At 59.4% G+C, this 12,868-nt stretch carries 11 protein-coding genes; 4 read left to right on the top strand and 7 right to left on the bottom strand.

Going from position 1 to position 12,868, the window contains the following annotated elements; all coding sequences use genetic code 11:
* The coding region (locus EN991_RS07265) for an NAD-dependent epimerase/dehydratase family protein (RefSeq protein WP_164768900.1) at nt 1-196 on the bottom strand (196 nt) is incomplete at its 3' end.
* A 244-nt stretch (nt 197-440) separates the two neighbouring features.
* A complete protein-coding gene (locus tag EN991_RS07260; protein WP_245460914.1) occupies nt 441-1,757 on the bottom strand; it encodes a DUF4214 domain-containing protein in 1,317 nt (438 codons plus the stop codon).
* 482 nt (nt 1,758-2,239) lie between these two features.
* Here EN991_RS07260 and EN991_RS07255 point away from each other — a divergent pair, with 482 nt between their 5' ends.
* From EN991_RS07255 to EN991_RS07245, 3 genes are all read left to right on the top strand, one after another.
* Nucleotides 2,240-3,343, top strand: coding sequence for a hypothetical protein (locus EN991_RS07255; protein ID WP_024505408.1), 1,104 nt, complete (start codon nt 2,240-2,242; stop codon nt 3,341-3,343).
* Entirely contained in the window at nt 3,340-4,833 is a 1,494-nt protein-coding gene (locus EN991_RS07250) for a lipopolysaccharide biosynthesis protein (protein ID WP_024505409.1), read from the top strand. The genes EN991_RS07255 and EN991_RS07250 overlap by 4 nt, the downstream gene beginning before the upstream one ends.
* Before the next feature lie 404 nt (nt 4,834-5,237).
* A complete protein-coding gene (locus EN991_RS07245) occupies nt 5,238-6,140 on the top strand; it encodes a glycosyltransferase family 4 protein (RefSeq protein WP_164766169.1) in 903 nt (300 codons plus the stop codon).
* Between the two features lie 48 nt (nt 6,141-6,188).
* Here EN991_RS07245 and EN991_RS07240 read toward each other — a convergent pair whose 3' ends face one another.
* The 4 genes from EN991_RS07240 to EN991_RS07225 form a co-directional block, all read right to left on the bottom strand.
* A complete protein-coding gene (locus EN991_RS07240; protein WP_024505411.1) occupies nt 6,189-7,199 on the bottom strand; it encodes a glycosyltransferase family A protein in 1,011 nt (336 codons plus the stop codon).
* A gap of 221 nt (nt 7,200-7,420) precedes the next feature.
* Nucleotides 7,421-8,476, bottom strand: a complete 1,056-nt coding sequence (locus EN991_RS07235; protein WP_164766168.1) for an acyltransferase — start codon at nt 8,474-8,476, stop codon at nt 7,421-7,423.
* A 231-nt stretch (nt 8,477-8,707) separates the two neighbouring features.
* On the bottom strand, nt 8,708-9,814 hold the full coding sequence (locus tag EN991_RS07230) for a glycosyltransferase family 2 protein (RefSeq protein ID WP_206519171.1): 1,107 nt from the start codon (nt 9,812-9,814) through the stop codon (nt 8,708-8,710).
* A gap of 39 nt (nt 9,815-9,853) precedes the next feature.
* A complete protein-coding gene (locus tag EN991_RS07225; protein ID WP_024505414.1) occupies nt 9,854-11,131 on the bottom strand; it encodes a glycosyltransferase family 1 protein in 1,278 nt (425 codons plus the stop codon).
* A 195-nt stretch (nt 11,132-11,326) separates the two neighbouring features.
* Between EN991_RS07225 and EN991_RS07220 the strand changes: the two genes are divergently transcribed.
* On the top strand, nt 11,327-12,457 hold the full coding sequence (locus EN991_RS07220; protein WP_024505415.1) for a glycosyltransferase family 1 protein: 1,131 nt from the start codon (nt 11,327-11,329) through the stop codon (nt 12,455-12,457).
* Here EN991_RS07220 and EN991_RS07215 read toward each other — a convergent pair.
* Nucleotides 12,450-12,868: glycosyltransferase (locus EN991_RS07215; protein ID WP_127368461.1), on the bottom strand; the 419-nt coding region annotated here is incomplete at its 5' end. The two genes, EN991_RS07220 and EN991_RS07215, sit on opposite strands and share 8 nt — an antisense overlap.

The following is a 12,868-nucleotide window of genomic DNA, read 5'->3' as shown; positions in this document are numbered from 1 at the left end:
CTTCGAGGTCGCGCGCATCTACGTCCCTGACGTCTTTTTGGATTGAAGCAATTGAAGCCCGCTGGCCCCCTGCTGTAAAGGTGCAGCGCCGGTAGAGATCGCTGTCATAGCCCGTCACTGAGTGCCCTGCACGCAACAGCATCGGCACCATCACCGAGCCGATATAGCCTTGATGGCCGGTTACCATGACTTTCATCGCGCACCTCTCAAGCCGATAGTGATCGCCAGAAGGCTACTTGGGCTGAAAACAGTGAGGGAGAACGCCAATAGGCGATCAGGATGCCCTGTTGGACGAAGCCTTTGCCGCCAGTGCACCTTTCGGGTGGTCCGAGCCTAATCCTTTCGGAGGATTTTCTTCTGATCACCGTCGCTGATGCTTCCATCGGCCTCGTCATCAGCATTCCCGATCCGAGACTCAATTAGCGCTTGTTGGTTCGATTTCACCCAGGCCCCGCGACCGCGGATGTTTCGCGCATCGCGGCGTGTCCGGTGTTGAACTCCGCCGACGTGGCGATTCCGAAGGCCACGGCCTCACGCGTCATTGAGCCTTGACGCAGTTGATAGGTATAGGTTTCAAGCCCGTTGCCGTCCGCGGACCGGTTCAGAAGCAACAGATATAGAAACCCGACATAGGCGCGGTCTGTCAGGCCGATCGTGGCATATCTGGTTTCGAATTCGTGCGAGCGCATCATTTCCATGATCATGTCGGGGAGTTTGGTCGCTCCGTCTTCAAGTGCCGCCGACCACTGATTGACGCTGGCCGTGTCGCCCTTGCGGCCAAGAATGAGGCAGTAGACGAAACTTGCCTGCCGCGCCGGTAGGGACTGGTCCGCAGCCGCGGCCTCGGGGTCGCAGTCCCGATGGGGCTTGGGTATCGGCAGGGGGCCGCGGGTGAAGTCCCGTACCGTTTTGTAGGCAGGCTTAGGCTCGCCGGTCCGCCATTTGCCATCTGAGAGAGCCACGAGCCTCACCAATCCCATATTGGCTTCGAAGCCGGGGGCCCAGTAGGCCTCATCGAGCAGTTCGTAGATGTGCGCGGCCTCCACCTTATATTTGTCCTTGAGTTCGCTGAGCCGCGTCATCGTCTGCTTGATGCCGTCAGCCTGCTGGCGCTCGCTGCGCTGACTTCCATAAGGATTGTTGAATTCGGTGACCCAGATCGGCTTGCCGTATCTCGAGATTTCACGGAACGCCCATTCCGGGTCATCGCCGTACATGTGCCACACAGAAATATCCCAGGCGATCCCGTCCTGCTTCATCCGCACGAACGCTCCGGTGTGGCCCCAACCGGCGGTGCCCATCGCCTTCCTTATGCTCGGATCGACCTCTGTCATGCCGTCGGACAGGCCCTTCAAGACAGCGCTCACCTTTACCCATCGCGGGCCGTAGTAATCGAGCGGTCCTGTTCCGCCCGCAGGTCCCCATGCACATGGATATTGCGAACCATCGTCGCGTTTCTCACAGGGCTTGATGATGGCATAGTTTTCCATCTCGTTGCCGAGTTCCCAAACACGGATGTCGTTCTTGAACCTGGTAGCAAGGGTGACCGCCAGTTTCCGGGTGCTCGCGTAGAGCTCTTCCGGACTATCCTTGTCCAGATCGGCGACCGCAGGCGTGATGACGGGCAGGATCTCGATCCCTCTCGCCTTCCCGGCGTCGACGAGGTTGGAGAGCATATCCGCGTTGTCCACGCCTGAAACGTTGACGCGGTACGATTTCAGGCCGAGATCCTTGATGAAGTCGAGTTGCCTTTCCACCGGAATGCCCGGATAGGAGACTATTGGATGGCCATTGATGCCCCAGAGGAAATCGGCTGATGCAGGCGCGGCTGTTGCCAGCAGGCAGGCTGCAACGATTGCGAGACGAAACGACACGGCAACAAGCCTCCCTGCCCGATTTCGAGATCCGGGATAGTGGGGACTGCACACATTTCGCGCAATTTGCCCATACGGTTGAGCGCGGGCTCTCGTTACCCCTTTAGACGGTGGTCATGGCACAGCCTATTTGGACTGGCCTCCACCCGACCGCACCTAACCCTTACCAGCCCGCCCAAATGCCTCGGAGACCGTTCGGGTCCGAGAGAAGGATCGTAGTGATGTGACAGCCATGGCTCCACTCCGTCAAAAGTGGAAGGTAGCTACCGCTAATTCGGGGACGGCTGTCGGATTCCAGGGATGCTATGGTACGGCACTAGGCAAATGACATTGGTTGCGGAGCGCGCTGTGGACGGGAGTGCTGCATGTCACTGAGGGTCGGCGACTGGGTAGAGATTCGGTCCAAGGAAGAAATCCTTCTTACGCTCGACAGAAATGGTCGACTTGAGGAGCTTCCTTTCATGCCACAGATGTTTCAATATTGTGGTCACCGCTTTCGTGTTTACAAGCGCGCGCACAAGACATGTGACACGATCAATTTTGCTGGCGGACGCAAGTTATCCGGAGGCATCCATCTTGAAAATCTGAGGTGCGACGGCAACGCGTTTGGAGGTTGTCAGGCAGCGTGCCTGGTCTTCTGGAAAGAGGCATGGCTCAGGCCTGTGGCGTCCTCGGACGAGGCAATCGCGCCGCGAACCAACGCGGCGAATGGAAAAGGTTGCACGGAAAGCGACGTGCTGGCTGGTACGCGCGCCAAGAGCCAGCCACTTTCAGGTGGTCCGAGATACTCATGCCAAGCCACAGAACTTCTGGATGCGACCACCCCACTTTCTTGGTGGGATGCCCGGCAGTATGTGGAAGACTATGCATCGGGAAATGCCAGCAAAAAGCGTCTCCTGGTCGGATTCATCTATGCAGCAGTATTCAGTATCTATCACTACATGGGCCGTCTGCATCTCGGGAGGCTCTCCGTGATTGTCAGCTGGCTGTATGACAAGGTGCAGCACATTTACGGTGGCGTTTCATTCCCACGATATCGGGGATCGATACCTGCCGGCCAGCCGGTTCCAACCATCAAGCTTGATCTCCAACCGGGGGAGCTGATCAGGGTTAAGTCCTATGAAGAAATCCTCAAGACCCTAGACACGGATAATAAGAACCGTGGCCTGTATTTCGACGCCGAGATGGTCCCCTATTGCGACCATACTTTCAGGGTCCGGTCGCGAGTAACAGCGTTTGTCAATGAAAAGACCGGACTTCTCAACCGGCTCAGGGGACCGGCGGTCATCCTGGAAAAAGTCTGGTGCAATTCGAGATATAGCGATTGCCGGATGCAGTGCCCAAGAGCCGTCTATCCCTGGTGGCGAGAAATTTGGCTGGAACGGGTGCCTGGCGAGGCAATCGCTCACATGGGGCATGCTACGGCAGCTCAAACGGAAACAAGCGCGTATGCAGCCAGTGATACATGACCCACAAGGCCCTCAGTGCCAAAGGCGAACCCCGCAACCTTAAAAGGGAAGCCATTCAAAGTGGCGTCGCCAGGATGGTGAGCCAGGGGGTGAACCTGATTCTCAGGGTGGGCTATATTGCCATCCTGGCACGCCTGCTCAGCCCTGACGATTTCGGCCTGGTCGCGATGGTGGTGGCACTCACAGGCATTTTCGACGTCTTCACCACCGCCGGGCTTTCCTCCGCTACCATCCAAAAGCATGAGATTTCGTTTGACCAGGTTTCGGCACTGTTCTGGATCAACATACTGGTAGGGGTCTTTCTCGCGCTGCTCTGCGCCGCGAGTGCCTACACGATATCAGCCTTCTACCATGAGCCGCGTCTACTCAGGATCGCCATCGCGGTCGCTCCAGCTTTCCTGCTTAACGCGGCCGGCGTGCAACATGCCGCTCTGATCGAGCGCGACTTGCGTTATGTCACACTCAGCGCGATCGAAACGGGTGCCCTGTGCGTGGGCATCCTGTCCGGTGTGCTGCTCGCGTTGCGTGGCTACGGCTACTGGGCACTGATCGCCCCGACACTTATCTCGCCGGCAATCAACAGCCTGGGCTGCTGGATCGCCACCGGGTGGATTCCTGGATGGCCTCGACGCGGCGCCAATATTCGCTCGCTCTTGCATTTCGGTGGAATCGTCACGCTGAACAACCTCGTTGTCTATATTGGCTACAATGTGGAGAAAGTCCTTCTCGGGCGGCTCTGGGGCGCTGCGTCGCTCGGATTGTATACCCGGGCCTTCCAGCTGATTGGCATCCCTACGGCGACCATCAACAGCGCCGTCGGTGCGGTACTGTTCTCGGCGTTGTCACGAATGCAGCATGATCCCGCGCGGTTGCGGAACTTCTACCTCAAGGGATATTCGATCGTCATCGCGGTGACGGTTCCCATCACAATGTTCTCGTTCCTGTTCGCACATGAGATCATCACCGTGGTGCTGGGCTCGCAATGGACGGGGGCGGCGACCATCTTCCGGCTGCTCACGCCTACCATCTTGGTGTTCGGGATCATCAACCCTACATATTGGCTGCTCATCTCGACCGGCAAGCAGAAGCGCAGCCTGTATCTGGCTTTCGCCATCGCCCCTCTCGTCATCACTTCCTACTGCGCAGGAATCTCCTTCGGCCCCGAGGGCGTTGCACTGAGCTACTCGACGGCGCTGGTGCTCTGGCTCTATCCACACCTGGTGTGGAGCCTGCACGGAACGCCGGTTTCAGTCGGGGATCTGTTGCGGACGATCATGAGGCCATGGATGGCCGGCATCGTGGCCTCGGTGGGTGCGCTGGCAGTGCAGCGCTATCTCGGCCCGGAGGTTCCTTCGCTTCTGCGGCTCGCGGCTGGCGGGCTGGTTCTGATCAGTATCTATGCATTCGTCTTGCTGTTCGTCTTGGGGCAGCTCAAGCTGTTTCAGGATGTGCTGCTGGGCTTTCGAGGCGAGGCGCGGGCCGGCGCTTGACGCAGCCCGCGACTTCGACCGGCGAAGGCCCGAGAGAGAAGCTATTTGGAGGGCAAATGGCCAGTATAGCAATCGTCCATAGCTATCCGTACGACGCGTTCTTCGGCGGAGACGGCGCCTATATCCAGGCGTTCGGGCGATATCTCCTGAAGTCCGGCCACGAGGTACACGGGTATGTATCCAACATAGCGCGCGGCCGAAGGAGTCCAGTCTGTAGGAGCGTATATGAAATAGAGCAGTTTTCTTCGTGGCAGGTTCGTCGAAGTATCAGATTGGGCCAGAGAACATTTCTATCCACGGAGTTGCTTCGGTCCGGGCATCTGGCCGGATCGTTCCTTGGACGGAAGACCGCACCTGTTTCCCCAATGACGGACCAGAACTTTTCCAAGGGAGAGACTCAGTGGGTGCTTGACCGTATCGAAGCTGGACGGCCGGACGCCGTCATACTGTTCCACGATGCCGTGCATTTCGCTCCTTGCCTCTCCTGCAACGGTCACAGGGTTTTCTCACTTGTTGGCCATCTTCAGCACCGCAACGGGGCAGCGCGCTGGGAGGCCGGCGCAACCCCCGGCCCGGACAAGAATTGGACTGAGGAAAAGAGATTGTCAAACTCGCTGAAGGCGGCAGAGTGTGTCGGTTTCAACAGCAAGGATGACGCCTCCTACGCCCGCAACCATCTCGGGGTGACACGCGTGATCTCTCTTGGCATGGGCTTCGACAATCACGAAAAGCAACCCGACAGCAATGAGCCCATCGTTCTCTTCGTCGGGAATGCCACAGAGCCAAATCGTGCCGCACTGTCGTGGTTCCTGAAGGAGGTCTGGCCAACTGTTCGAACCTCATGCCCCACGGCAAGGGTTCGCATCGTCGGAACCGCCGCCTTCACATGTGAGGTTACGCCGGCGGCCGGCCTGGAGTGTGTGGGAGCGCTCCCGGACCTCGCTCCCGAATATAGGCGCGCCCAGCTTGTCGTGGCCCCGCTCGTTTCCGGCAGCGCCGGCGTCAAGATAAAGGTGGCCGAGGCCATGTCTTACGGCCGCCCCCTCGTGACGACCTCGATAGGTGTGGACGCAGGTGACCCCCACCAACTTGATGAGGGAGCGATCGTGGCCAATGGTGGTGCAGACTTTGCACAGGCGGTCATCGCGCTGTTGAGCAATGTGGAACTTCGGCGTCAGAAATCCGAGGGTACCGCGCATGTATTCGCCAGCCTCTTTTCCTGCGATGTGTGCTATGGCCCGTTCCTGTCTTGGCTCCGCAAGGCAGGCCAGGTGGCTGATAGCAGCTTGTCATCACAAATGGTGTAGGGAGGCGGGCGCCTCTCTAAAGTGGCACTCGACAGGATTTGATCAGCACTATGCTGTATCCGCATGCTCCACTTGGCGGGTGGACGAGCCCGACCGACCGGAAACCACTGCCAAGGCCCGTCTGACGGCGCCCTTCGTTCGATAAAGATGGCCCAGCGGCGGAAACAGCCTCAATATCGGAGACAGCGAAAAGCTATATCTAAGCAATTCGACGCCACAAGCGGTCCTTCCTCGGACAATATGAGAGACTGCCGACCAATAAGCGGCATCGGCAACCCGGCGCATTGCCATGCGACGAAGCCCCGATGCCGCCGGCATGGCAGCGCCTTCGCACGAGAAGAAGCTGGCGAATACCGCCTCTCGTTCTTTCAATTGCGTTAATTTGTCCGAAAAGTGGACCACCGTTATTTGTGCTGCGTGCACGCGTCGGATACCGAGCGCGCCCTCGAATTCCACGATTGAACCCAACCGCGCGAGGCGAAGCACCATCTCCAAATCGGGCGCGTGCGCGAGTGACGCACGGTAGTGACCCACCGCCTTTTGCGCAGTCATCCTGACCAGCACCGCTCCCAAGGCCAGGGACACTCCCAGATGGCCCAGATGACGACAACAGTCTTCAATGAACCGGGCACCCGCCGTTACGCGCCATCCATCTGGTTGACTTGGTTCGGCAAAATCCTTCCCCTCGATCATGCTGAGATCAGACCCTATGGCGAAAGCAGCCCCAGGATTGCTTTCGAGGACATCAACGGCGCGTTGGAGCGAGCCGTCTGTCAGGAGATCGTCGGCGCACAAAAGGATGAAGTAGTCTCCTCGCGCAAGCTCGACGCCTTCGTTGAAGGACGCAATTGGCCCTACATTCCTGGCGTGGCACACGACTTCAACCCGGCTGTCTTGGGCGGCAAGTCGGCGTGCCACTTCCACGCTGTCGTCTGTTGACGCGTTATCGATAACAACAATCCGGAGATCGTCGATGCCTTGCGAAAGCACACTGCGTATACATTGCGCGAGGAACCGATCAGCGTTGTAGCAGGGTATGACTACATTGATGCTGGGCATCAGCACAGGCTCCCCTTACCTGATTGGTCGCCTCGGTTATCGGAGCGACCTGATGTGGGCCAGCACAGGCACCACGCCACGATCGAGGACAAAGACTTGGTTTCCAGGCCCATCCTCCAACAAATCGGCTGGAAGGTCATGCCGTCTAAAAGGCTAGGGGATGACAATCGACCAAAGGCGTAGGGGCAGGTGCAACCTCATCGCCAGCCTCTCCGTCTCATTCAGCTGCCTGTGAAGCGGCCGGAGAGATATCGGGTCAGCGGCACTTCAGCAAAAAGATAAACCAGCACCGAAACGCAGGTGACGGCCATGGGCGTCACGAACAACAGCACCGAGGCGAGCCGCGCCGAATCTCCGCTTTCGGCAACGAGCTTCTCGGATACGATAGCCACGAACCAGTGGGTCAAGTAGATCGCATAAGTGCATTTGGCGAGAAAGTTCAAGAGCTTGGAGTCGCTGAAGACACCGAGCTGCTCCAGAGCGACAACCCCCAGCAACAGGACCGACATCGGCATGCCGAGCGCGAGGAGACGGGGCAGCGCCGGCCAACAGAAAGGACGCAAGACTGCTGCTAAGGCTCCGAAGGCGACTGCCGCCGCCGCGAGGGTAACGGCCCCGCTCCGCGGCAGTTTGAAAGGGAACAGCCCGGAGTTGGAAAGCTTGAAGATGACGATGCCGAAAGCGAAATCGATCAGGATCGGATTGGTGTAAAATACGAAAATGGGGTTCTCAATGCTTGATGTCTCGCCCGCGACCGCAAGAAGAACCGCGAAGGCGGCGGAATAGAGGATCCCATATTTCACGCTGACGAGTTGGAAAGCTGCGATGATCAGGCTGAATTCGACGATTACCAGCAAGGTCCACGTCGGATACAAGATGGGGTAGGGTCCGAAGGGGACGAAGGCGAGCGACATGAAAAGCTCGGACAAGGTCCTCTGATGGCTTTTCATCGCGTAGTTCTCGACAAGAAATGCGAGAATCGTGACGCCCCAATACAAGGGCACGATTCGAATGAGCCTCGTTCGCAAATAGGCGCCGGCCGACCTGCCATTGTTCCCAAGCACATGCGCGGTAAGAAAACCGGCCAGAACCATGAACAGATCCGTCCCGAAACGGAAAATGTCCAAGACACCCGGCTCAATATGGGCGGCGCTCACCACTCCGGACATGTGGATGTAGCCGATGGCGTAGGCGGATATGAGCCTCAAAAGCTGAGGATTGTGCCAGAACCTCCTTGCCCCAGCAGTCCGGGCGGCCGGATGGTATTCCGCGTTCACCCGGGTTATCAGTCCGAAGCTGACCGTGCCTATTGTTGAGAAGATCGCCCCACCCCAGGGACCCCAGCATCCCCTTGAGTCATATGGTCCAATGCATCGGCGATCAGCCCTCAACCGTTCTGTTACGAGGTCGGCCTCGCGGTGGCCTGTCCGTTCTTCTGCACGATCTTCATCCTTTGCGCCCATTGACGCGATCCTCAATCTGGTAGCACCCCCCGCTGCCGCTATCTATCAGTTGGACATTTCACGCGCTCGGAACGCGCCCGAGTTGGGCGACAGCCGCTTGTAGGCGGACCGTGCGTTCCGCAGGATCCATTGCGGCGCAAGGAGCGTCGGCACTGCGCGGGTCCAATAGTGCGGCATTCCATGGTAACGGCCGTACAGGTACCTGATCGCTGCGCTCACCGCGATGGTCCGTCCCCCCGCAGTTTTAGCGTTGTTCAACCGCGCCATCACGTGCGTATCAAATATCCGGCGGCGAAACGCTTCGCACACAGCGGGTGTGTCCGCGAACAACGCGAAAGCAATCTGATCATAGGCGGCAACGTCGATCTTCAGGCGATCCAGCCATCCGAACTTGATATTGAACTGGTCGTTGCCCGACCGATAGCCGACACAAGGTTCTTGGACCACGCCCCATTTTCCAAACCGTTCGACAACACGGCCGATGATATAAACTTGGACGTAGTAATTCTTGAATTCCGAGACATTAGGCTCGGATGCGATCTCATTCCATTTGGCACGGTCTATCACCAGGGCGGACATGAAGCCCAGCAGATCACCCATCGTCGCGAACAGCGTACCGGCATCGGCGATCAGTTGTGTAGGCGGGATCCGACGGATGCCGGTCCGGCGCGTCATCGTCACGTCATAGTCGATCACGCCTAGCGTTAGACCGGTTACGCCGGGCCAACGCCGGATCGCTTCCAGCACCCGTGCTAGCCCGCCCGGTTCCAGATGGTCGTCGTCGCCCATCAGCCAGATGTAATCGCCCTTCGCCGCCTCCACGACCGCCAGGAAATTGCCGTCCACTCCCAAGTTCTTCGGCTGGGAAAGCAAGGTGTAGTGCTTGATGCGACCCTTATAGCCTTCGGCCACGGCGACCGTATTGTCCGGTGAAGCATCATCGCTGACCACGACCTCGATCTCGTCCTCCAAAGCTTGGGCGATGATGCTGTCTAACAATTCCGCCAGCATGGACGAGCGGTTGTAAGTCGGGATGCAGATCGAAATGGTCGGCACGGGTTTCGGTCTGCGGCCAGGATCGGTGGTTACCCGGCGAGGCCGGCGCGCGCGATGAGCGGCTGCCACCAATGCTCGCAAGTCGTTCTCGTCCATCGTGCTCTCCTGGAGGTCAATCCGAAGACTGGCCGCCGGTCAATCGCCGAACTCCCCGAAATCGGCGTCGACCTGAATCATGAGTTCGAGGTATTTCCACGCTATCCACCGCCAGGAATAACTGCTCGCCCTGGCGTTCCCCTTGGTAACCAAACGCTGCCGCAAGTCTGGGGCTAGCATCAACAGGCGGATGGCTTCGGCCCATGACTGGACGTCGTCGGGATCGGCATAAAGGGCCGAATCCCCGCAGATTTCGGGAAGACATGGCGAGGTCGAGGCCACGACCGGGCAGCCCGAAGCCATCGCCTCGACCGCCGGCAGCCCGAAGCCCTCGATCCGTGACGGGAACAGGAAGCACAGGGCGCCTTCGAGCGCCTTCTTGAAGTCGTCGTCCCCTATGCGGCCAGGAAGGACGATGTTTCCGGGCATTTGCGGGATGTACCTCAGGAGCGTGGCCTCGTCGACATCGCCTGGCATCCACAGGTCAAGACCCATCGCGTCGAGGTGTGGGGCCAGCCTGGCGAGAAGCCCCATGTTCTTATATTCCTGGTCCCGCCTCCCCAAGCAGAGGACATACGGCCTGCTCCGGTCGACGGCCAGAGTTGATCTCGCCGCATCCCACCGGTTCGCATGGTCGCTGCCGTTGTAGGTGACGACGATGTTTTCTTCTGGCGCGATTCCGAACTTGATCAGATGGCTGCGTGAGAGTTGCGAGACGGTCGTGATGCGGGCGGCCTGCCTGCCAAGTGCCGGCAGGATCAAGCGGTGCGCCCAGCGGAATCCTCGCGCGTAGCTCGACGGCATGAGCCTTGTGTGCATGTCATGGATACACGCGATCTGGCGCCTCAGCGCGACGGGAGCGAGATTGCAGAAGCTCAGCAATCCTCCAGGCACATGCCAGGGCAACTGCGCCTGCACCCAAAATTGCGGCAGTCGCGGCCTGCTGAATTCAGGAACGACCCGGACGGGGATGGCATCGAGGCGCAAAGGTTCCGAAAGCGGACGCGGCACCACGAGATCAATCTCCAGGTCGCGACCGAGCGGATGCCCTTCTGAAATGAGGGCGTCGAGAGCCAAGGTGACCTCGCGGGCGTAACGGGCCACACCGGTTGGCCGAAGCGTCGTGAAGTCTCCATTTATCGTCCAGCGCCGTCTCGGCGCTTCCCGGTCCGCGCACACCGCAGCGGGATGGCCGATCAGGAAGTCGGCGCCGGCGACAGCGGATCTGGCCAGGGGCGTGTCGGCACGGTGTCTGTTCGCCGGCCAGGCCGATCTTGGTTGCGGCGACTCCCTCGTATCGAACCCGAGCTTGGCCATGTCCAGCTTCCCCGACCTTCCGGCACCCTAGGCAGACTAGCATTCCCAGGAACACCAAGGCCCTTAAACGTTCGAGGTAGGTACGCTGTCCGACGTCGCCAATCCGGATGATTGCCACTTAGCCGAATGACCCGATGGCCATGGTGACCTGGCGTCTTGACGGTTCCACACTGAAAGTTCCAAGGGGTGGACGACATGGCGCGACGTTGGACGATCAATGGGCGGTTTCTTTCGCAGCCGACAACAGGCGTTCAGCGTTACGCGCGCGAGGTCGTGCGCGCTCTCGACACCTTGTTGGCCGAGCAGAACCCGCTGACCCGCGGCCTCGAGCTTGCACTGCTCCACCCTCCAGGGTCCGGAGACTTCCCCCTGGCTTGCATCGAGCGTCGGGAGATCGGCGGCATGAACGGGCATGCCTGGGAACAGGTGCAGCTCCCCTCATCCCTGGATGGCAGCGGACTGCTCAGCCTCTGCAACACAGGGCCGCTGCTTTCCCGCAAGCATATCGTCTGCGTCCATGATGCAAACGTCTGGAATGCCCCGCAGAGCTATTCATTTGCCTTTAGACTTCTTTACAGGAATCTGTTGCCCGCCCTCGGCAAGACGGCGTGCGGTATTTCGACCGTTTCCAACTACTCCTTGGATGAACTGGTTCGCCGCGACGTCATCCCGGCAGAGCGGGCTTTCGTGGCGCCGAACGGCCATGAGCATGCCTTGCGGTGGGAGCCTGAACACTCAGCACAGACGCGGCTGGCGGCCTCGCGGGAAACCGTTGTCCTGATCGGCAGTGCCGCACCTCACAAGAATCTGGATCTCCTCCTGAACATGGCTGATCGTCTTGGCGAAGCCGGACTCAGAATCGCGATTGTCGGCATGTCGGATTCGCGCGTCTTTAGGTCAGGATCCGCCAGGACCGAAGCGCGAAACATCCACTGGCTCGGCCGCATTTCGGATGGCGAGTTGGCGGCCCTCCTCGGGGACTCGCTATGCCTGGCTTTCCCCTCGCTCACGGAGGGCTTCGGTCTCCCAGCCCTCGAGGCGATGGCCGTCGGCTGTCCTGTCGTGGTTTCAGACCGCGCCAGCCTGCCTGAAGTCTGCGGCAATGCAGCGCTGTTTGCATCCCCAGACGACCAGGACGCATGGTTCGACAGTTTCGTGCAGCTTCGCACTTCTCAGGCCCTGCGCGCTCAGATGATGGGCAAGGGAAAGGCGAGAGCCGCGGAATACAGCTGGAGGGCGACGGGCCTGCGTTATCTCCAGGCGATGGCGGCCGCAGACGGCGTCGATACGGAAACGAAGATCGTCAGGGCTCCCGAATTCACATGATCTCGTGAAGTGCCTGGACGGCGTCTAGCGATTCCAGGATCGCGCGGTCGAAGTTCTCTTCTGAAAAACGTCCTGCATTTCTGGCGCAAGCGTGCGGCGCAATGGCATGGCTATTCTCTTCGAACCGTTCCACTGCCTGCTTGAGGTGATCGACCGTTTGAGCCTTGAACAGCACTCCTGTCGGCTCGGAGGATGATCCTAGCCGCTGTACGATGTCGACGGCGCCGCCGCGACCGAAGGCGACCAGCGGCGTCCCGCAGGCCTGTGCCTCGGCCAGCGCTATGCCGAAATCCTCGCAGCCCGCAAACACCATCGCCTTCGCCCGCGCCAGGGTGTCCACATAGTCTTTCCGGGGCAGGTAGCCCGAGAAGGTGACGTTGGGACCGGCAAGCGCCCGCAAGCAGGCTGATT

The sequence above is a fragment of the Mesorhizobium sp. M7A.F.Ca.US.005.03.2.1 genome (genome assembly GCF_003997795.1).
In the GTDB taxonomy this organism is placed as follows: domain Bacteria; phylum Pseudomonadota; class Alphaproteobacteria; order Rhizobiales; family Rhizobiaceae; genus Mesorhizobium; species Mesorhizobium ciceri.
The sequence above is the reverse complement of the archived record's forward strand: the minus strand, read 5'-3'. Positions and strand labels throughout refer to the sequence as shown.